The organism is Marinobacter sp. MDS2, from assembly GCF_030718085.1.
Lineage (GTDB): Bacteria > Pseudomonadota > Gammaproteobacteria > Pseudomonadales > Oleiphilaceae > Marinobacter.
Genome location: NZ_JAVAJF010000001.1, coordinates 534,759 through 553,035, shown reverse-complemented (window position 1 = coordinate 553,035; position 18,277 = coordinate 534,759). Strand labels below are relative to the sequence as shown.

The 18,277-nt window shown below is 55.5% G+C and carries 15 protein-coding genes and 2 tRNA genes; 7 read left to right on the top strand and 10 right to left on the bottom strand.

The window, feature by feature from the left end:
- Position 1: 1 nt before the first annotated feature.
- Positions 2-77 (top strand) — tRNA-Ala (locus Q9245_RS02645).
- Positions 78-84: 7 nt separating this feature from the next.
- Positions 85-160 (top strand) — tRNA-Glu (locus Q9245_RS02640).
- Between the two features lie 133 nt (positions 161-293).
- Here Q9245_RS02640 and Q9245_RS02635 read toward each other — a convergent pair.
- The gene (locus Q9245_RS02635) at positions 294-1,145 is read right to left on the bottom strand and encodes a 6-carboxytetrahydropterin synthase (RefSeq protein ID WP_305895704.1); all 852 of its coding nucleotides are present in this window, start codon (positions 1,143-1,145) and stop codon (positions 294-296) included.
- A gap of 144 nt (positions 1,146-1,289) precedes the next feature.
- Here Q9245_RS02635 and Q9245_RS02630 point away from each other — a divergent pair, with 144 nt between their 5' ends.
- Positions 1,290-1,859 (top strand): nucleotidyltransferase family protein, encoded by a 570-nt coding sequence (locus Q9245_RS02630; protein ID WP_305897156.1) that lies wholly within the window; start codon positions 1,290-1,292, stop codon positions 1,857-1,859.
- On the opposite strand, the gene Q9245_RS02625 is transcribed toward Q9245_RS02630, so the two are convergent.
- From Q9245_RS02625 to Q9245_RS02615, 3 genes are all read right to left on the bottom strand, one after another.
- Complete coding sequence (locus Q9245_RS02625) at positions 1,842-2,906, bottom strand: response regulator (RefSeq protein WP_305895703.1); 1,065 nt, start codon at positions 2,904-2,906, stop codon at positions 1,842-1,844. The genes Q9245_RS02630 and Q9245_RS02625 overlap by 18 nt on opposite strands.
- A gap of 54 nt (positions 2,907-2,960) precedes the next feature.
- Positions 2,961-4,274 carry a PEGA domain-containing protein gene (locus Q9245_RS02620; protein ID WP_305895702.1) on the bottom strand — a complete coding sequence of 438 codons (1,314 nt, stop codon included), beginning with the start codon at positions 4,272-4,274 and terminating at the stop codon, positions 2,961-2,963.
- 114 nt (positions 4,275-4,388) lie between these two features.
- Positions 4,389-4,850, bottom strand: coding sequence for a hypothetical protein (locus Q9245_RS02615; protein WP_305895701.1), 462 nt, complete (start codon positions 4,848-4,850; stop codon positions 4,389-4,391).
- Between the two features lie 100 nt (positions 4,851-4,950).
- Between Q9245_RS02615 and Q9245_RS02610 the strand changes: the two genes are divergently transcribed.
- Positions 4,951-7,875: an insulinase family protein gene (locus Q9245_RS02610; RefSeq protein ID WP_305895700.1), complete on the top strand. Its 2,925-nt coding sequence runs from the start codon at positions 4,951-4,953 to the stop codon at positions 7,873-7,875.
- A gap of 65 nt (positions 7,876-7,940) precedes the next feature.
- Here the strand turns inward: Q9245_RS02610 and Q9245_RS02605 are convergent, their stop codons facing one another.
- The gene (locus Q9245_RS02605) at positions 7,941-8,756 is read right to left on the bottom strand and encodes a pyruvate, water dikinase regulatory protein (RefSeq protein WP_305895699.1); all 816 of its coding nucleotides are present in this window, start codon (positions 8,754-8,756) and stop codon (positions 7,941-7,943) included.
- A 114-nt stretch (positions 8,757-8,870) separates the two neighbouring features.
- On the opposite strand from Q9245_RS02605, the gene ppsA reads away from it, so the two are divergent.
- On the top strand, positions 8,871-11,243 hold the full coding sequence (gene ppsA / locus Q9245_RS02600; protein WP_305895698.1) for a phosphoenolpyruvate synthase: 2,373 nt from the start codon (positions 8,871-8,873) through the stop codon (positions 11,241-11,243).
- 28 nt (positions 11,244-11,271) lie between these two features.
- Positions 11,272-11,751, top strand: a complete 480-nt coding sequence (gene rraA, locus Q9245_RS02595; protein ID WP_305895697.1) for a ribonuclease E activity regulator RraA — start codon at positions 11,272-11,274, stop codon at positions 11,749-11,751.
- 67 nt (positions 11,752-11,818) lie between these two features.
- On the opposite strand, the gene Q9245_RS02590 is transcribed toward rraA, so the two are convergent.
- From Q9245_RS02590 to Q9245_RS02580, 3 genes are all read right to left on the bottom strand, one after another.
- The gene (locus Q9245_RS02590) at positions 11,819-12,106 is read right to left on the bottom strand and encodes a PilZ domain-containing protein (RefSeq protein WP_305895696.1); all 288 of its coding nucleotides are present in this window, start codon (positions 12,104-12,106) and stop codon (positions 11,819-11,821) included.
- Between the two features lie 2 nt (positions 12,107-12,108).
- Positions 12,109-12,777, bottom strand: a complete 669-nt coding sequence (locus Q9245_RS02585) for a TIGR04211 family SH3 domain-containing protein (protein ID WP_305895695.1) — start codon at positions 12,775-12,777, stop codon at positions 12,109-12,111.
- Between the two features lie 141 nt (positions 12,778-12,918).
- On the bottom strand, positions 12,919-13,218 hold the full coding sequence (locus Q9245_RS02580) for a YciI family protein (protein ID WP_305895694.1): 300 nt from the start codon (positions 13,216-13,218) through the stop codon (positions 12,919-12,921).
- A gap of 86 nt (positions 13,219-13,304) precedes the next feature.
- Here Q9245_RS02580 and Q9245_RS02575 point away from each other — a divergent pair, with 86 nt between their 5' ends.
- Positions 13,305-14,171, top strand: coding sequence for a PHP domain-containing protein (locus Q9245_RS02575; protein ID WP_305895693.1), 867 nt, complete (start codon positions 13,305-13,307; stop codon positions 14,169-14,171).
- Between the two features lies 1 nt (position 14,172).
- Here Q9245_RS02575 and Q9245_RS02570 read toward each other — a convergent pair whose 3' ends face one another.
- A complete protein-coding gene (locus Q9245_RS02570) occupies positions 14,173-14,715 on the bottom strand; it encodes a YecA family protein (protein WP_305895692.1) in 543 nt (180 codons plus the stop codon).
- A gap of 2 nt (positions 14,716-14,717) precedes the next feature.
- Positions 14,718-17,744 carry a ribonuclease E gene (rne, locus tag Q9245_RS02565; RefSeq protein ID WP_305895691.1) on the bottom strand — a complete coding sequence of 1,009 codons (3,027 nt, stop codon included), beginning with the start codon at positions 17,742-17,744 and terminating at the stop codon, positions 14,718-14,720.
- Between the last annotated feature and the right edge of the window lie 533 nt (positions 17,745-18,277).

Sequence of the window (18,277 nt, the reverse complement as noted above, 5' to 3'; positions counted from 1 at the left end):
AGGGGCCATAGCTCAGCTGGGAGAGCGCAACACTGGCAGTGTTGAGGTCGGCGGTTCGATCCCGCCTGGCTCCACCAATTTCTAGTCCCCTTCGTCTAGTGGCCTAGGACTCCGCCCTTTCACGGCGGCAACAGGGGTTCGAACCCCCTAGGGGACGCCAATACGGCTTCACGGTTTAGTCCACCGGGAAGCCATCAAAAAAACCGCCTTCGGGCGGTTTTTTTGTGCCTGAAAGAAAGTAGGTCCGGGGTCAGACCCCACGGGTCTGACCCCTCATACTCCCAAGCAAATCCTCACCGAACCGCGATAGCCCCCTTGCCAACCCCCTCGTAAGCCTTCACGCGAATCTCGTCTTCCGGAAACTCTGCTTTCAGTACGTCTGCCATGTGAGCCGCAATCAGCTCTACCGTGGTGTCGGTTTCCAGCATGTAAACACGGCTCTCCGGCAGGGTCAGGGCAAACTCCCCCTGATTGGCTTCGTAGTCGAAGCTGATGTAGTGCTGTCCGTCGTCGCCCACAAAGCGGCGGGTAACGTCTTCTTCCGTGCCTACGTAGATGTCTTCCCACAGTTTCGCCCACCGTTTCTCCAGCTCGGTGTCTCGCTGTCCGTTACGGTCAATGCGGATAGGGGAGCGGTGCCCGTGTGCAATGCGCTGGCAGTTGCCAAGATGCTTCTTCAGGCCATGCACATAGTGGTAGTAAGGGCCTTCGATGATGTCTTCCCGCAGGTTGATCTCAACGGTGGTGACGTTACCAGGCAGCACGGCCTTCAGTTCTTTTTCCAGTAAGGCTGCGACGGCAGGCTTCTCCACGCGTTCGGAAGACAGCCAGACAACGGCTTCGTCCGGTGAGGTGTGGGATATATGACCGCCGTTCGTCAGATCCCAGCGGAAGGTGTTGGGCTGGTCTTCGTCCCAGTGCAGCCCTTCGTAGCCTCTCGGGATCACCAGCCGGTGGTCCACCCGCTCGTCGATAACACGCTTGATGGTGCGTTTGACGTTGCTGAAGTCAAAGACCATGCCTTGGTCGTCGAGCTCGCCGCCGAGGACCACGTCGGCAATCCAGCTTTCGCCTACTAAGCCCCGGGTCGGGTCCAGATAGGCGAAATCAATCACGGTGAGGTTGTCGACGAAAAGATGGTTCATGAATGGCCTGACTATATTGGTTGCATGGTGGCGTGATTCTAGCAAAAATCGTTCTCTTCAGCAGTTTGCAAATGAGAACGTCTAACAGGAGGCTGCATCATAGCCACGAACCGCTCACCGCTCGATCAGCAGTTTCCGGCATTGGTGCTGGCAGCGGGCCGCAGTGCTCGTATGGGCCGGGCCAAACAAACCTTGAACATTCCCGGGCAGGGCACATTGCTGGGGCATGCCATCGGGCAAGCCAGGCTGCTGTCACGTTGCGTTTCGGTGGTTGTCGGAGCAAGGTACCCTCTGATCCGTTATCGGTGCGGGCAATCCGCTACACGCTGGGTGTATTGTTCTGGCTGGCAGCAGGGGCTGTCTGCTTCTCTGGCCGCAGGAATCAATACGTTGGGGCCTTCGGCCCGGGGTGTGTATGTACTGGTCGGGGATCAGCCCTTGCTGGATCAGCGCGGTCTTGTCGCTCTTCGTGATGGCGCACGGCAAATGCCTGATCAAGTGTGGGCAGCGGATTACGGTTCGCGAGTGGGGGTGCCGGCCTGGATTCCGCGGCGGCTTTGGCCTGAAGTGCTCAGGTTGCAAGGTGATGCGGGGGCAGGGCGTGTATTGAATCAGGTCGATGCGTGCCGTGTGAAGATTGCGGGAGTGGCGCTGGATGTCGACACTCCCGCACGCTGGCAAGATATAAAGCAGATGTTAGCCGAACAAGCCTGACAGCCAGGCAATGCCGACACTGAAAATGCCTAAGCTCACGGCCAGCCCCAAGGTGTAGATGCGGGAGTGGGCGGCTTTTTGTTGAGCGACGTAAAGATCGATGGTGCGCTGGGCAATATCCTCGGCGGTCTCACGGGAGATTTCGTGGGCTTGTTGCACGGCCTCAGACTGAAGCGTCTGCCAGAATTCTGTGTCGATCGTTTGTACGCTGGTGATGTGGTCTTTCAGCTCGGCCATGTGCTCGGCTGTGAACCCGGAGTTTTTCGCCATTTCTTTGCGCGAGATCGCCAGCTCGCGACTCAGGTTCATGTTGATTTCCGCGGCCACCTCATCGCGCAGGTTGCGGGTGCGCTCGTCTACCAGTTCGGTCAGTGTTTTCAGGTGTTCTTTAATTTGGGCTTCCTGCTTTTTCTCGTTGTCTTCGAGCGCACGTTTTACATGAATGTATTGCTCGTCGAACAAGTCTTTGAGCAGTTCGTGCAAACGATTGTTGATGTTGGTCTTCACGGCCGAGCGGGAAATCTGTTCAATCAGTTCGGCGGTCAAGGGCACTTCGTTCGCACCTGCAGCACTGGTACTTTCCGAACTGCTTTGGGTGGGCAGAGTGATGGCGGCTTCTTCGTCCGATGCAGGCGATGACAGGTTTTCGGGCATTGGCAGTGTTCCGCGCTCAACGTCTGTCGCCAACTGCTCCAGCATAATGGTCAGCCCTTCGCTTTGAGGGGGCTTGGTGAGAATGCTGTATATGCCGAAATTTTTCGCTTCATCCGAGAACGAAGACGACTTCTTCGAGGTGCACATGATGATGGGAATGCCGGCGGTGTCGGGGTTGTTTTTGATCGCCTTTGCGGCTTCAACACCACTCATGCCCGGCATCAGGTGATCCATGAAGATCACATCCGGTGCTGGATTTTTGCTCAGAAATTCCAGAGCTTCTTCGGCAGAGCTTGCCATGTTCACTTCCATGTCCCGATTCTCAAGAATTTTGCTCAGGGCGAACCTGGCAACCTTGGAATCGTCAACCAGCAAAGCATTTTTGATTGCCATCTCACTACCTCAACCTGTTACTGCAAACTCGTTGGTGTCGCGACCGGGGTGTTATTACCAGCCTTCCAGTTGCGGGCATTGCGTTGCCCTATAGCTTTTGTCCCGATAGCACACGCCGGGCTCGGTTGTGCGGGCGGTGAAGACTTCGCCGGCCGCTGTCGTCAGGCGCACCTTTCCATAGGGTTCGCCGAGGCGGAACGTCGCTTCAATCGAGCTGCCGTTAGGATTACGTAGCAGTCCTGCGCCATGAAATTTGCCGTCCATATATTGGCCATCGTACTTCTTGCCGTCTGCAAAGATTTCCGAGCCCTTGCCGTGGAAGGTGCCGTTCGAGAACTGGCCTTCGTAGGAGCGGCCATCCGGGTAGGTCAGGGTGCCTTCGCCATGGAACTCGCCGTTGCGGAAGTTGCCGACGTATAAGAGGCCGTCTGCGGTGGTGAGAGAGCCCAGCCCCTGCATTTTGCCTTGCATCCAGTTGCCCGTAAGTATGTCGCCATTGGCTTTGGTCAGCGTGCCCTGACCGTGAAACTCGTTGCGTTCAAAGCGGCCGGTGTATTGAGCGTTATCAGCGCCGCGCCACTGGCCTTCACCGTGTTGTTGGCCTTTTACCCAGTCGCCGTCATACCGGCTGCCGTCCGGGTACCAGGCTGTGCCTGTGCCATCGAACAGGCCATTAACGAAGTGCCCCTCATAGCGTAGACCAGATTCGTCTACCCAGCTTCCGTCTCCGGTTTTAACACCGCCGATCCAGCGGCCATTCGAGTAATTAACGGTGGTGTACTGTTCGAGCTGGCCTACCAAGGTGAGGTCCTGGCCAGCTTTAAGGGCAATGGCGTTCTGCCACGGCTTAAACCCCGGCTTTTCAATGATGATCTCGTAACGGCCGGGCTCCAGCTCCAGATCAAGCCGGGTGGCCCCGTAGTTCTTGCCATTGATCCTGACCTGATCACCCACAACGTTAGAGCGAAGCACCAGTTTGCCGGTTGTTGCGGGCTCCGGTTTTATGGGAGGTGGTGTAAAAGGTTCTGCGAATGCCACCGTTTGGAGGTCATCCGGAATTGGCTCAACTTCAAACGCCTCGGCGGTGATGCTGTGTTCGGAGGATGGAGTAACGGAGGTAGGCTGCTCCGCATAAATAGCATCGTTTGTTTCTTCGGGTAGCGCAGCGGAGGAGAGAGGCTGCGCTGCACGTTCTTTGGGAGCTGCAGCTGGCGCTGGCAGGGAGGCCAACGTTTGTTGTTGCATGGCACTGGATGGCTCTCCGCTACTTTTCAGTACCGGGACGTGCTGAACGGATGCAAAGCCTGCTGTCACCAGTAACATCAAGGCAAGTGCATTGATGAACATCAACGGCCTGAAATCGACCATGGTAAAACCTCTTATCCCAACTTCCTGGATGCTTTTGTTATGGATTCATCTTAACCACTGTCCGCAATCTTATGTAACAGAAAGTGTCTGAAGTTAGTCAGAATGCAGGCCAAATCACATTTTGTCAGGAAGCTGGTCATGATTGAGCTGCTCCCAGGACTTCATGTATACATCCGCTTCATATTGGTAGGGCGAGCGGAACGGTGTCAACACGAAATCGAAGACCAGGAAAAAGGTGCCAATCGAGAACCAGGCGATCATCATTGTGCTGATGGTCGTGGCTTGTTCCTCCGGGTTGGAGTCGATAAAGCTTTGCAAGACCGGGATCATGTCTGTGGCCAGCACCACAGGGTTGAAACTGGCCATGACGAAGGGGAGCCAGAACGCGATAAACACCGGGAAGAAACCGTAAGACCAGAGCAAGCGCCTGAGAAGGTAGACACCGACTTCGCGCCAAAACTTATGGCGGATCTCGGGAACTTTGCGAATGCGCTCCAGATATTGGCGGCGTTCGGCCCACCAGGCGGCTACTTCGGGGGCTTCAATGGCTTTTGTTTTTTTGGTTTCGTCTGTCATGGATCGGCAGGCTACCTAGTTGGGTTTGTTCGATGCATCATATCCGATAGTACGTGTTACCCTGTAATTCTCCAATTGTTCAATGCATAGGATCGTTTTAATGGCTGCAGTGACAGACAACGCAATCCATCCGGCTTTCGAGAAACTTCGTAGTCACCGGATTAGCACCCTCAATCTGGATATTGAGGAGTATCGCCACAAAAAAACCGGTGCGCGTCATTTGCATCTGGCGGCGGATAACGATGAAAACGTGTTTTTTGTAGCCCTTCGCACGTTCCCGATGGATTCCACCGGGGTAGCCCACGTTCTGGAACACACTGCCTTGTGTGGCAGTGAGCGTTTTCCTGTGCGCGATCCGTTCTTCATGATGATTCGCCGTTCCTTGAACACGTTCATGAACGCATTCACCAGCAGTGACTGGACGGCCTATCCGTTTGCCAGCATGAACCGGAAAGATTTCGATAACCTGTTGACGGTGTATCTGGACTCGGTGTTTTTCTCCAAGCTTGATCCGCTTGATTTTGCGCAGGAAGGGCATCGTTTGGAGTTTGAAAAACCGGATGATCCAAGCAGCGAGCTGGTCTACCGGGGCGTGGTTTACAACGAGATGAAGGGGGCGATGAGTGCGCCCACTTCACAGCTGTGGCAGAACCTGTCCAGTCATCTTTTCCAGACTACAACCTATCACTACAACAGTGGCGGTGAACCCGACCATATTGTGGACCTGAGCTACGACGATCTGGTGAAGTTTTATCGTCATCACTACCATCCGAGCAACGCGATTTTTGCGACTTACGGGAATATTCCGGCCCATGAGCATCATGAAAAGTTTGAAGAGCTGGCACTGAAGCGTTTTGAGCGCCAGGAAGTCAAACTTCCGGTACACGACGAAAAGCGCATGTTCTCGCCGATGCGGGTCGAGCAGGGCTATGCGGTCAGCGAGGGCGAAGACACTGAGGCTAAAACCCACATTGTCATGGGGTGGCTGCTTGGGCACAGCTTCGATCTGCAGGAGAACCTTGAAGCTCAGTTGCTGGCGTCTGTGCTGTTTGAGAACAGTGCCTCACCAATGATGCGGGCGCTTGAAACCACAGACATCGGTCATGCACCGTCGCCCATGTGCGGGCTTGAGGATTCTAATCGTGAGATGACCTTCGTCTGCGGTATCGAGGGCAGTGAGCCGGGCCGCCGCGACGATCTGGAGGCTCTGGTCGAGCAGACCTTGGCCAAGGTGGTTGACGAAGGCGTAAGCCCGGAACGGCTCGAAGCCATTCTCCACCAGCTGGAATTGCACCAGCGGGAAATTGCCGGCGATGGCTTCCCTTACGGATTGCAGCTGATCATGCAGGCCATTTCGCCGATGGTTCACGGTGGCGATCCGGTTGAATTGCTCGACCTTGAGCCGGTACTGGCAACACTGCGTGAAAAAATCAAAGATCCCGAATATGTGCCAAGCCTGATACGCCGCAAGCTTTTGGAAAATCCGCACCGGGTTACTTTGACCCTGCGTCCGGACGAAAAGCTGGAAGGTGCCCATCAGATTGCGTTGAGAGAATCGCTGGCTAAGCGCAAGGCCAGCCTCACCGACGATGAAGTGAAGCTGATTGTGGAGCGTGCCAAGGCGTTGGAAGAGCGGCAGCTTCGAAAAGACGATGATTCAATTTTGCCCAAGGTGGGCTTGTCTGATGTGCCCCTGCAGATGCCGGAGCCGGAAGGCAAGTACGATCCCGAAACCGGAGCCACTCTGTATGCCCGCGGCACCAACGGGTTGGTTTACCAGCAAATTGTGTTGCCTGTGCCGGCGTTGAGTGAAGAAGAGCTGTTGCTGTTGCCTTACTACACGACGCTGATTTCGGAAGTCGGTTGTGGGGAGCTGGATTATCTGCAAATGCAGGATCGTATTTCAGCGGAATCCGGGGGCATTGGCGCCTCGTTCCTCGCCAAGGGCCAGATTGACGATGTACAGGCCATGTCCGGCTATCTGATTTTTAGCGGTAAGGCACTGGCCCGCAACAGTGGCGAGCTGACTCAGCTGCTCAAAGATGTATACAGCGGTGCGCGGTTTGACGAGAAAGAACGCGTTCGGGAGATCATTGCTCAGGTGCGTGCGCGCCGGGAACAGGCTGTCACTGGAAGTGGCCACGGCCTGGCTATGGGGGCGGCGGCTCAGGGTTTGAGCTCGGGTTCCTGGTTGAGTTTCCGGTTGGGCGGTCTTGCGGGTATTCGAGGCACCAAAGAGCTCGATAAGTCGTTGAATGACGAATCCGCGTTGGCGCAGTTCTGTGACAGTCTTGCAGCTCTGCACGAAAAGATTCGCAAGCAGGGGCGCCAATTCCTGCTGATCGGTGAAGAGGCGCAGCTGGCACCCATGCTGGACAGCGTGAAAACCTGCTGGCAGGGCGGGAATGCTCAGGTTGAGGGCGACTGGTCTATGAAACCGGTGAGCTACAAAACCAAAGAAGCCTGGCTGACCTCGACCCAGGTGAACTTCTGTGCAAAAGCCTATGCGACGGTGGCGGTTGATCACCCGGATGCCGCCGCCTTGACGGTAGTGGGCGGGTTCCTGCGAAACGGATACCTGCATCGGGCGATTCGCGAAAAAGGCGGTGCTTACGGCGGTGGTGCAGGGCAGGACAGCGTGAACGGCGTGTTCCGCTTCTTCTCGTACCGTGACCCGCGTTTTGCGGAAACCCTGGATGATTTCGACGCGGCGCTGAACTGGCTGTGTACGGAAACCCACGAGCATCAGGCCTTGGAAGAGGCCATTTTGGGCGTGATTGGTCAGCTGGATCGCCCGCACTCTCCGGCTGGAGCGGCGCGACATGCGTTCCACAACAATCTGTTTGGTCGTACCCCCGAGCAGCGCGCCCGGTTCCGCGAGCGGGTGTTGAACGTAACGCTGGATGAAATGCGCCGGGTAGCCGATACCTGGCTGAAGCCGGAAGATGCCAGTGTGGCGGTCATCACCAGCCCGGATAATCGAGGCGTGGCGGAACAGCTGGGCCTGAGTATTCAGGAGCTGTAAATCTGAAGTGCGAAGTAAAGAGAGGGTGGGGGACGAGCGTCGCCCACCCTTTTTTGTTGGGCGGTTTACCGATGACGCTTGAGCCCGGTTGACACCATGATCCTTGTGGAGATTTCTTCAACCGAGTAGGCCGTGGTGTTCAGATAGGGAATGCGCTCCCGTTTGTACATCAGCTCGATTTCCTCCACTTCGTGCATGCATTGCTGCATGGAGGAATAGCGGGAATTAGGCCGGCGTTCGTTGCGGATGGTGGCCAGGCGTTCCGGCTGAATGGTCAGGCCAAACAGTTTTTGTTTGTGAGATCGCAAAGCGCTTGGCATTTTCTGATCGTCCAGGTCTTCTTCGGTGATCGGGTAGTTTGCCGCTTTGATGCCGTATTGCAGGGCCAGATACAGGCAAGTAGGGGTTTTACCACTGCGGGATGCGCCAATCAGGATCAAATCGGCTTCATCGTAGTGCCGTGTTCTGGCGCCGTCGTCGTTATCCAACGCAAAATTAACCGCGTGAATCCGACGCTCATAGCTGCTGACGTTGTTGATGGCGTGAGATTTACCGACCGAATAAGAGGACGATGAATTCAGCTCGCGTTCCAGTGGGTTCAGGAAGGTGCCAAAAATATCAACCATGAAACCTTTGGCGTCGCTGACGATCTCCCGAATAGCAGTGTTGACGATGGTGTCGAACACCAGAGGTCGCTCGCCATCGATTTCAGCGGCGGTGTTGATGCGTTTAACCATTTCCCGTGCCTTTTCTTCATCGTCGATATACGGCACGGTAATGCGTTCGAATTCAATCTTTTCAAACTGGGCCAAGAGCGCGTGTCCCAGTGCTTCCGCGGTCAGGCCGGTGCCGTCCGAGATAAAAAAAGCAGTTCTTTTCATGGTTTCATCCACTCAGGTTTTAAGGCGGTTCTCTAGGTAATTTCCGCAGCTTACAGTATTATACTCGCCAGTTTCGAGACTCCGCGCCACTCAAGATACAAGGGAGACCACGCTTTGGAAGATTACATTATCTGGTTTGACCACCTAGGAATGTCCGATGTTGACCGTGTAGGGGGTAAAAACGCGTCCCTCGGTGAAATGATCAGTAATCTGGCCAATGCAGGTGTTACCGTTCCAGGCGGTTTTGCCACTACAGCACATGCATACCGAGAGTTTCTGGCGACAGACGGGCTGAAAGATCGTATCGATCAGGCTCTGGATGCGCTGGATGTAAACGACGTAAATGAGTTGGCCCGGGTTGGCTCACAGATTCGTCAATGGGTTATTGATACCGATTTCCCCGAGCCGCTTGAAAACGCTCTGAAAGAAGCCTACGAAAATCTTCGCGCCGGAAACGATGCCATGGCTGTGGCCGTGCGTTCCTCCGCAACCGCTGAAGATTTGCCGGACGCTTCGTTTGCAGGCCAGCAGGAAACTTTCCTGAACGTGGTTGGCCTTGAGCAGGTACGCACCTCTGTTAAAGAAGTGTTCGCCTCTTTGTTCAACGACCGCGCCATTTCGTACCGGGTTCACCACGGTTTTGATCACAAGCTGGTTGCACTGTCTGCCGGCATTCAGAAAATGGTGCGCAGTGAAACCGCCTCCAGTGGCGTGATGTTCACGCTGGATACCGAATCTGGTTTCCGCGACGTTGTATTCATCACTTCTTCCTACGGCTTGGGTGAAACCGTGGTGCAGGGCGCCGTAAACCCTGACGAGTTTTATGTCCACAAGCCCACACTGGCCGCCAATCGCCCTGCGGTGCTGCGTCGTAATCTGGGCAGCAAAGCCATTAAGATGGTTTATCACACCGAGCCGGGTGAAGGTAAGTTTGTTGAAACCGTGAAGGTGGATATGGAAGAGCGTACCCGTTTCTCCATCACCGATGCGGAAGTAGAAGAATTGGCCAAGCAGGCTATGATTATTGAAAAGCACTACCAGCGCCCGATGGATATCGAATGGGCAAAAGACGGTGACGACGGCAAGATTTACATTGTTCAGGCCCGTCCGGAAACCGTTAAGAGCCGCGCATCCGCCAACGTGATGGAGCGTTACTTGCTGAAAGAAACCGGCAAGGTTCTGATCGAAGGTCGCAGTATTGGCCATAAGATCGGCAGCGGCCCGGTCAAAATCATCACCAGCATTAACGAAATGGATCGGGTTCAGCCCGGCGATGTTCTGGTGACCGACATGACAGACCCGGATTGGGAACCTGTGATGAAGCGTGCGTCTGCCATCGTCACAGATCGTGGTGGCCGTACTTGCCACGCCGCGATCATTGCTCGCGAACTGGGTATTCCGGCGGTTGTAGGTTGCGGCGACGCCACCGAAGAGCTGAAAGACGGCCAGAACGTTACCGTGTCTTGCGCGGAAGGCGACACCGGATTTATCTACGACGGAGCCCTGGATTTCGAGCTGCGTGAAAACACCGTGGATTCCATGCCCAACATTCCGTTCAAGATCATGATGAACGTGGGCAACCCGGATCGTGCGTTTGATTTCCAGTCTCTGCCTAGCGAAGGCGTTGGCTTGGCACGTCTGGAATTCATTATCAACCGCATGATCGGTGTGCATCCGAAGGCGCTGCTGAATTACGACGGCCTGCCGGGTGACATCAAGCAAACCGTAGACAAGCGTATTTCCGGTTACAGCTCGCCGGTGGATTTCTACGTCGACAAGCTCGTTGAAGGTATTTCTACGCTGGCGGCCGCGTTTGCGCCGAAGAAGGTGATTGTTCGCTTGTCGGACTTCAAATCGAATGAGTACGCCAACCTGATCGGCGGCACCCTGTACGAGCCAGACGAAGAAAACCCGATGCTGGGCTTCCGCGGCGCGTCTCGCTACATCTCTGAAACCTTCCGTGATTGTTTCGAACTGGAATGTCGTGCACTCAAGAAAGTGCGTGATGAGATGGGACTGACCAACGTCGAAGTGATGGTTCCGTTTGTGCGCACCGTTGGTGAGGCCGAGCAAGTGGTTCAGCTGCTGGCTGAGAACGGCCTGAAGCGTGGTGAGAATGGCCTTCGCCTGATCATGATGTGCGAGTTGCCTGCGAACGCTATTCTGGCTGAGCAGTTCCTGGAGCACTTTGACGGCTTCTCTATCGGCTCGAACGATTTGACGCAGCTGACTCTGGGGCTGGATCGGGATTCCGGCATCATTGCGCACCTGTTTGACGAGCGTAACGATGCGGTTAAAGCGCTGTTGTCCAATGCCATTCAGGCTTGCCGCAAGGCGGGTAAGTACATTGGTATTTGTGGTCAGGGACCGTCGGATCATCCGGATCTTGCCAAGTGGCTGATGGATGAAGGTATCGACACGGTCTCTTTGAACCCGGATTCCGTTCTGGATACCTGGTTCTTCCTGGCTGACGAAAAGATCGACTGAACTGAAAACGGGAAAGGAGAACGAAAGCGTGAGCAATATTATTACTCCGGATCTGTGCGATGAGTTTCCGGAAGTGCAGGTGGTTGAGCCTGGCTTCAATAACTACGGTGGCATCCGCCAGTTCGGTGGTGAAATCGTCACCGTAAAGTGTTTTGAAGACAATTCAGTGGTTAAAGAGCAGGTAGGTCTGCCGGGCAATGGCCGTGTGATGGTTGTTGACGGCGGCGCATCCAAGCGTAATGCCTTGCTGGGCGACATGCTGGCCGAGAAAGCCGCGGAAAACGGCTGGGCTGGATTGATTATCTACGGCTGCATTCGTGATGTGGACGAGATTGGCCAGACCAAACTGGGCGTTCAGGCGCTGGGTACGGTGCCTCGCAAAACAGAAAAGCGCAACATTGGTGATCTGAATATTCCGGTGACCTTTCACGGCGTGACTTTCCGCCCGGGCCAGTACGTCTATGCCGATAACAACGGCATCATCGTATCGGAGAAGCCTCTGGTGTAAGCCCGAGTTTTCCCGGCGGAAACAAAAACGGCGACCCATCGGGTCGCCGTTTTTTTTGATGGGAAGTCTATCGGACTTCGAGGATGTTGATGCCCAATATGTACCCGGTGTCGTCGGGAGCGCAGCGCAAAACCTCCCCGACGGTTTCCAGCGGCGGAAATTGATCCCCGGCGGCTTCCATCACGGTTTTCAGCTCCGCGCCAACCGGAAAAGGGCGATCTACTTGTAACTGCATGCCCGCAGCGCTGAGGTCTTGGCAGATTCCAGTAAAGGTTTCACCGCTGTTGTCGGTGATCTGGATGGTGCTGTTGACCTGCATCCGGTAAAAATCGCGCTTTTCCGAATAGTCTTTCATGCTTAGGCCCAGTTATCGGTTTTCCGGGTTGGCTTGAGCATTGGAATGATCAAAGCCAGTAGCACGCCGCCGAACACCAATCCTGCTCCCAGGAGCATGAAGTCGGATTCCCGGCCTGCTTCCAATCTCTCGTTTTCGGCAGTCAGTATTTCAAGATCGTTCCGAAGTTTCTGGTTTTCTTCCCGCAGTTCGCGGCTGCGACGTTCCAGGTTGATCGAGTCGGCGGCAATGCTTTTGATCTTTGTGAGTTCATCTTGCAGATTTTTTGTCTGGCTGGACAGATTGTTTTCGGCGTTTTGTAGCGTGTCACGCTCTTGAGTAACGGCCGTGAGCTGTTCGCGGAGGCTGGCAACGTCTTGTTTGGCTTGTTCCAGTTCCCGGTTGGCGCGGGCAAGCAGGTCTTTGGCGACAGGGGTTTTACTGATGTACTGAGAAGAAACCCAGCCAACGGTGCCCTTGGGTGTGCGAACTTTCGAATAGCCTTCTTGAGTTTCGATCAGTTCAAGTGCTGTTCCGGTTGGCACCGCATTCTCGATAATTCGAAACTGCGTACCGGCACCTGATCGAACGGGTAGATAGAGTTGGTCGTCAACCCATACGGTTCGCGCCTGAGCTACGGAAATGGAACTGAAGATAATAAGAAAGCTTAGAGCAAGGCGAAGCGGTGTCACTGGTTGCATTCCCTGAGTTTGACGATAGTTAGATTATATAAGGCAACAATTTTGTCACAGCTTGACCTGTATTCAAGCAGTCCCGCGTTACAATCCGCTCATACTGTGATCTGCCGCCTGTGGTGAGCTGGCTTGGCGGGGTTAAGGCAGCACCACCTTGTACGGTTTTACGGTGACCGATTGGTAAACGCCAGCCTCAATGTACGGGTCGGCATCGGCCCAGGCTTGTGCGGATTCCAGAGAGTCGAATTCGGCAATGACCAGGCTGCCGGTAAAGCCGGAGTCGCCCGGATCTTCGGTATCAATCGCAGGGTGAGGGCCCGCCACCAGTAAACGGCCGTCCGCTTTCAAGGCTTTCAGCCGGGCAAGGTGAGCCGGGCGAGCCTGTTTTCGAAGAGCCAGGCTGTTGGGGACGTCTTCGCTCATGATTGCGTAGTACATAGAGTGCTCCAATGTCGGTGGGCCAGTGTTAGGGCGTGCAGCGCAAGGCTGATACACTGTTAGCCTCATTATTAGCAGGATTGGATGTGACTATACCTCAAGACCCAAAACCATGCATTGATCTGCATTGTCATAGCACCGCCTCGGATGGCGCTCTAGCGCCGGCCGAGTTGGTGGCTCGCGCCATCGAAAAAGGGGTGAGTCATCTTGCTCTGACGGACCACGATACGATTGCCGGGCTGGCTGAGGCCCGAGAGGCGGCCATTGCGGGTGGGCTGAGGTTGATCAACGGTGTGGAGTTATCGTGTGTATGGAGAACCTACACCATTCATGTGGTTGGCCTCGATTTTGACGAACATAGTCCGGCTTTCCTGAACGCGCTGTCGATTCAGAATGACAACCGCTGGCAGCGAGCCCGAATTATTGCGGATAAGCTTTCCCGCTTGAAAGTGGATTCCCTGTTGGAAAAGGCGACGGCCTTGGCCGGCGGGGATGTGCCGGGGCGCCCGCATTTCGCGCAGGCGTTGGTGGATGCTGAAGTGGTTCCGAAGGTGGCCCATGCGTTTAAACGCCATCTGGGCGCGGGCAAACCGGGTGATGTGAAGGCCTGCTGGCCGGAACTGCATGAGGTGCTGCAATGGATTCACGAGGCGGGTGGTATTGCGGTTCTGGCGCATCCGCGCAAATACAAGCTGTCAGCGACCCGGTTACGGGAGTTGGTGCACGATTTTGGTAAGGCCGGTGGGCGAGCGATTGAGGTTTCAATTGCCGGTCAATCCAGCGGTGATTTGGGTTTCGTTGCCGAGCTTGCGAGGCGAGAAGGCTTGCTGGCTTCCCAGGGCAGCGATTTTCATTTCCCGGGAGCGGGTTGGTGCGAGCTGGGCCGAATAACAAAAATGCCAGAGGGGCTGGAGCCCGTCTGGCATCATTTTCGTGAACCTGTTCGCGGGTAGCTTACTCCGGCGAGTGGAACAACAGGTACAAGTCGGTCAGTGAGTCCGGAATGGCTTCTGCCATCCTGCCTGCAACCTGCTCATCTTCGCGAGCGCGCTGGAAGTCTTCATCTTCAAACAGCCCGGACAGTGTCAGGATTGGCACCATCAGATCGGCCACTTCCTCTTCAGCGGCTTCTTCCATCCACTTGTCTTCGTTTTCGAGGAAGGTTTCGACAAAGCCTGCGCACCAGTTTTCCAGTGCGTTCATCGGGTCGCCATCTTCTGGCTCTGGCAGCTCCAGTGCGTGGCCCATGTCCAGAGACTGGGTCATATCCCGGGTAAGACTGCTAACGCATCGGGCGAAGACCTCGGGCACCTTGCCGTCGGGCAGGGTATCGGAACCTGTGGCCAGGCGGAAGATATCTTCCACCTGCAGGTTGACCGGCCCGATCACGCTGGCGCAGACGGCTCCGTGCAGGCCGAAGAAGTCCAGGGCTTCGTCGCCCCACGGCTCGGCAAAGAGGATGTCTTCCAGTGCTTCAATGTCGGAATTGGTCAGCATAATCAATTATCCTCGGCCTTTTTGGCTGCTTCGGCCGCACGCTGGCGCTTGCGGACTTCTCTGGGATCGTTGTAAGCGCGACCTGGTGTAACCGGCACATCGATGGCGCTGGGTGCTTCAGCTTTGGCCGGCTCAGCCTTGGGCTCGGCTTCAGCTTTCGCCTCAGGCTTCGGGTCGGCCTTTACAGTTGCCTTTGGCTTCTCGCTGGTTTCTGCTGGCTTCTCAGCTTTCTCAGCTTTCTCAGCTTTCTCAGCTTTCTCAGCTTTCTCAGCTTTCGGGGCTTCCGCCTTAGGTGCGTCCGGTTTAGCTTCGCTGGCGGTCGCCTCGGCCGCAGGTTTTGCCTCGGCTTTCGGGGCTTCTACCGGCTTGCTGGCCGCTTTGTCTTTGCTGTCGGCTACAGGCTCGCTTGCCTTGGGCGCTTCGCTGGTTTGCTCGGTTTTGGCTTCTTTCGATGCCTGTGGCTTGCGCTGGCGAGGGGCAGGCTTACGTTTCTCTGGCTTGTTCTCGTCTGCCTTGGCCTCTGCTTTGCTCTCAGATTCAGCCTTGACCGCTTCATCTGTGGACGCCGGTTTAGCCTCTTCTTTTGCCTTGGGTGCAGCATCCTGCTCTTTGGTAGCGGGCTTAGCGGTTTCGGCTTTCGGTTCCGCAGCAGCAGGCTTGCTCTCTTCAGCTTTCGTGTTTTGCTCTACCGGCTGTTTGGCCTGCGGCTGAGTGTTGGCGTCTTTCGCTTTTGACTCTGTTTCTACTGCAGCTTTCGATGCTGAAGACGTTTTTTCTTCAACGGCTTTTTCGGGCTGCGTATCTTTCTGGTGCTTGTCGCTACGCTCCGCTTTGCGCGCGGCTGGTGTAGAGACCGGTGCTTCTGCAGGAGATCCGTCACGATTGCGTTGGCGACGCGGCTTGCGGCGCTTGTCATCGCCGGATTTGTCGTTAGCTGGACCTTTCTGATTTGGCTGGTTGTCCTTTTGGTCCTTCAGATCTTTCTGGTCTTTCGCGTCGCGCTGCGGACGGTTTCGGCCCTGACCGCGGTTCTGGCCTTCTTTGCGGCCGTCTCTGCGGTTGTCGTTGCCCTTGTTGTCGGCAGGCTTGTCTTGCTGATTCTGACGACTTTGCGCACCGCGGTTCTGGTCGTCATTGCGGTTCGGACGGTTGCGGTTGTTCTGGCGGCGCTCGTTACCGGTTCGGTTGCCACCGCGCTGGTCATCGCGAGCTACCCGTGACTTACGACGATCCTGGCGATCAGGACGAGCCTGTGGGCGGCGATTGCTGCCGGCGCTCTTGGTGGTTTGGTTGCTGGCAGAAGCGGTGTCAGCTTCGCCGCTGAAGAAGCTGGCGATTTTCTTGCACAGCTTGCGGAAAGAGCCTTCGTCAGAATCCACGGTTTCGGCTTTGGCGGCCGCTTTAGCGACCGGGGCCGGGGCCGGGCGAATGGCTTTTACGGCCGCTTTTTCGCGCACGGGTTTTTCGGTGCTGGTTACTTCAACAGCGGATTCTTCTTCGCGCTCGTTGTATTCATGAGCCACCTGATGGCTGGAAATGTGCTCAGGTGCTGTTTCGTCCTGGCGCATACGAATGATTTCGAAGTGCGGGGTTTCCATGTTGGGAACCGGGGCGACGACGATGGATACGCCTTGGCCTGCTTCGATGTCGGCCAGCTGCTTGCGTTTTTCGTTCAACAGGAAGGTCGCGACAGAAACCGGCACGATGGCACGAACTTCTGCGGTCTTTTCCTTGGACGATTCTTCGTAGATCAGGCGCATGATGCTCAGTGCCAGCGATTCGATGCCTCGAATGGTGCCTTGGCCTTCGCAGCGGGGGCAAACCTCGCTGCGGGTTTCACCGAGTGACGGACGCAGGCGCTGGCGGGACATTTCCAGCAAACCGAAGCGGGAAATCTTGCCGACTTGAACGCGGGCGCGGTCGATTTCCAGCGCTTCACGCATCTTGTGCTCAACTTCGCGTTGGTGCTTGGCCGGTGTCATGTCGATGAAGTCGATGACGATCAGGCCGCCCATGTCGCGTAAGCGAAGCTGGCGGGCGATTTCTTCTGCCGCTTCGAGGTTGGTTTGCAGGGCAGTTTCTTCGATATCGTGACCTTTGGTGGCACGAGACGAGTTGATGTCGATAGACACCAGCGCTTCGGTTGGATCGATAACAATGGAGCCGCCAGACGGAAGTTTTACTTCGCGCTGGAAGGCGGTCTCGATCTGACCTTCGATCTGGTAACGGCTGAACAAAGGAATCTCGTCTTTGTACAGTTTGATCTTGTTTTCGAACGTAGGCATCACCGCACGAACGAAGCTCAGTACGTCTTCGTAGACGCTTTCCGAATCAATCAATACTTCGCCGATGTCCTGACGGAGGTAGTCGCGAACGGCGCGGATGATCAGGTTGCTTTCCTGGTGGATCAGGAACGGTGCTTTACGTTCATCGGCGGCCTGGGTGATGGCTTCCCAGAACTGGACAAGATAATCGAGGTCCCACTGAAGTTCTTCTGTAGTGCGGCCGATACCGGCGGTACGAACAATGATGCCCATGGATTTGGGTACTTGTACGCCGTTCATTGCCTCTTTCAGTTGGGCACGGTCCTCGCCTTCGATGCGGCGAGAGATGCCACCCGCACGAGGGTTGTTTGGCATCAGCACCAGATAGCGGCCAGCCAGAGAGATAAAGGTGGTCAGTGCCGCGCCTTTGTTACCGCGTTCTTCTTTATCAACCTGAACGATGACTTCCTGGCCTTCAGAAAGCACATCTTTAATATTGATCTTGCCTTCGATCTGGCTGGGGGATTTCTTGAAGTATTCTTTGGAGATTTCTTTCAGAGGCAGGAAACCGTGGCGGTCGGCGCCAAAATCGATGAAAGCCGCTTCCAGGCTGGGTTCTACGCGAGTGATTCTGCCTTTGTAAATGTTGGCTTTTTTCTGTTCGCGAGTGCTGGATTCGATGTCCAGATCAAACAGTCGTTGGCCGTCTACCAGTGCTACGCGCAACTCTTCAGGATGAGTTGCATTGATCAGCATTCTTTTCATGGGAAAAGTGAGTTCCTGTCGTTTGTTAAGACAGGAAACCGGAGACGTTCGCATCAGCGAATCGGGATGTGCGTGCCGCGGGCCCTGAATTAGCAGGGCAAGCCGGCGGCCAGACGAGTCATACCTTTTCGGGTTTTGACCCTGTATGTCTGAGACCACCGCTGATTCTTCGTCTGCCTGACGGCAGGGAAAGATCGAATAGGGTGAGTGTCTGTTGACGCATAATATCCGTTTTCAGGTTCACACAAACTCCTAGGTCTCACGTCGTGTTGGTAAGCTGACGGCCCGGTTTTGCGTGGCAGTGATTCTTCGTGATGTTTCCGTCCGACGGTTTCCCGGTCGGTTATTTCGTCTCCCGAGGAGGTAACAGCCACTCTATGGTCTGCCCTGTAGGTCGGGAGTTTGTCTCACGCCGGGCCCGGTAATGATTGGGTGTTCGGCGTTCAATCTATTAATCAGTGTCGGTATACTGCTGCCGCTCCGGCTTCTGAACAAAATTCTTCAGGCCGTAGACAAACGGCAGAGCACGTCGG

Bases quoted from the DNA above. Each gene is read 5' to 3' on its own strand.
- Q9245_RS02580 (WP_305895694.1), bottom strand. From the start codon at position 13,218: ATGTACTACGCAATCATGAGCGAAGACGTCCCCAACAGCCTGGCTCTT.
- Q9245_RS02610 (WP_305895700.1), top strand. From the start codon at position 4,951: ATGGCTGCAGTGACAGACAACGCAATCCATCCGGCTTTCGAGAAACTT.
- Q9245_RS02590 (WP_305895696.1), bottom strand. From the start codon at position 12,106: ATGAAAGACTATTCGGAAAAGCGCGATTTTTACCGGATGCAGGTCAAC.
- Q9245_RS02605 (WP_305895699.1), bottom strand. From the start codon at position 8,756: ATGAAAAGAACTGCTTTTTTTATCTCGGACGGCACCGGCCTGACCGCG.
- Q9245_RS02570 (WP_305895692.1), bottom strand. From the start codon at position 14,715: ATGCTGACCAATTCCGACATTGAAGCACTGGAAGACATCCTCTTTGCC.
- rne (WP_305895691.1), bottom strand. From the start codon at position 17,744: ATGAAAAGAATGCTGATCAATGCAACTCATCCTGAAGAGTTGCGCGTA.
- Q9245_RS02625 (WP_305895703.1), bottom strand. From the start codon at position 2,906: ATGGCAATCAAAAATGCTTTGCTGGTTGACGATTCCAAGGTTGCCAGG.
- Q9245_RS02620 (WP_305895702.1), bottom strand. From the start codon at position 4,274: ATGGTCGATTTCAGGCCGTTGATGTTCATCAATGCACTTGCCTTGATG.
- Q9245_RS02615 (WP_305895701.1), bottom strand. From the start codon at position 4,850: ATGACAGACGAAACCAAAAAAACAAAAGCCATTGAAGCCCCCGAAGTA.
- Q9245_RS02635 (WP_305895704.1), bottom strand. From the start codon at position 1,145: ATGAACCATCTTTTCGTCGACAACCTCACCGTGATTGATTTCGCCTAT.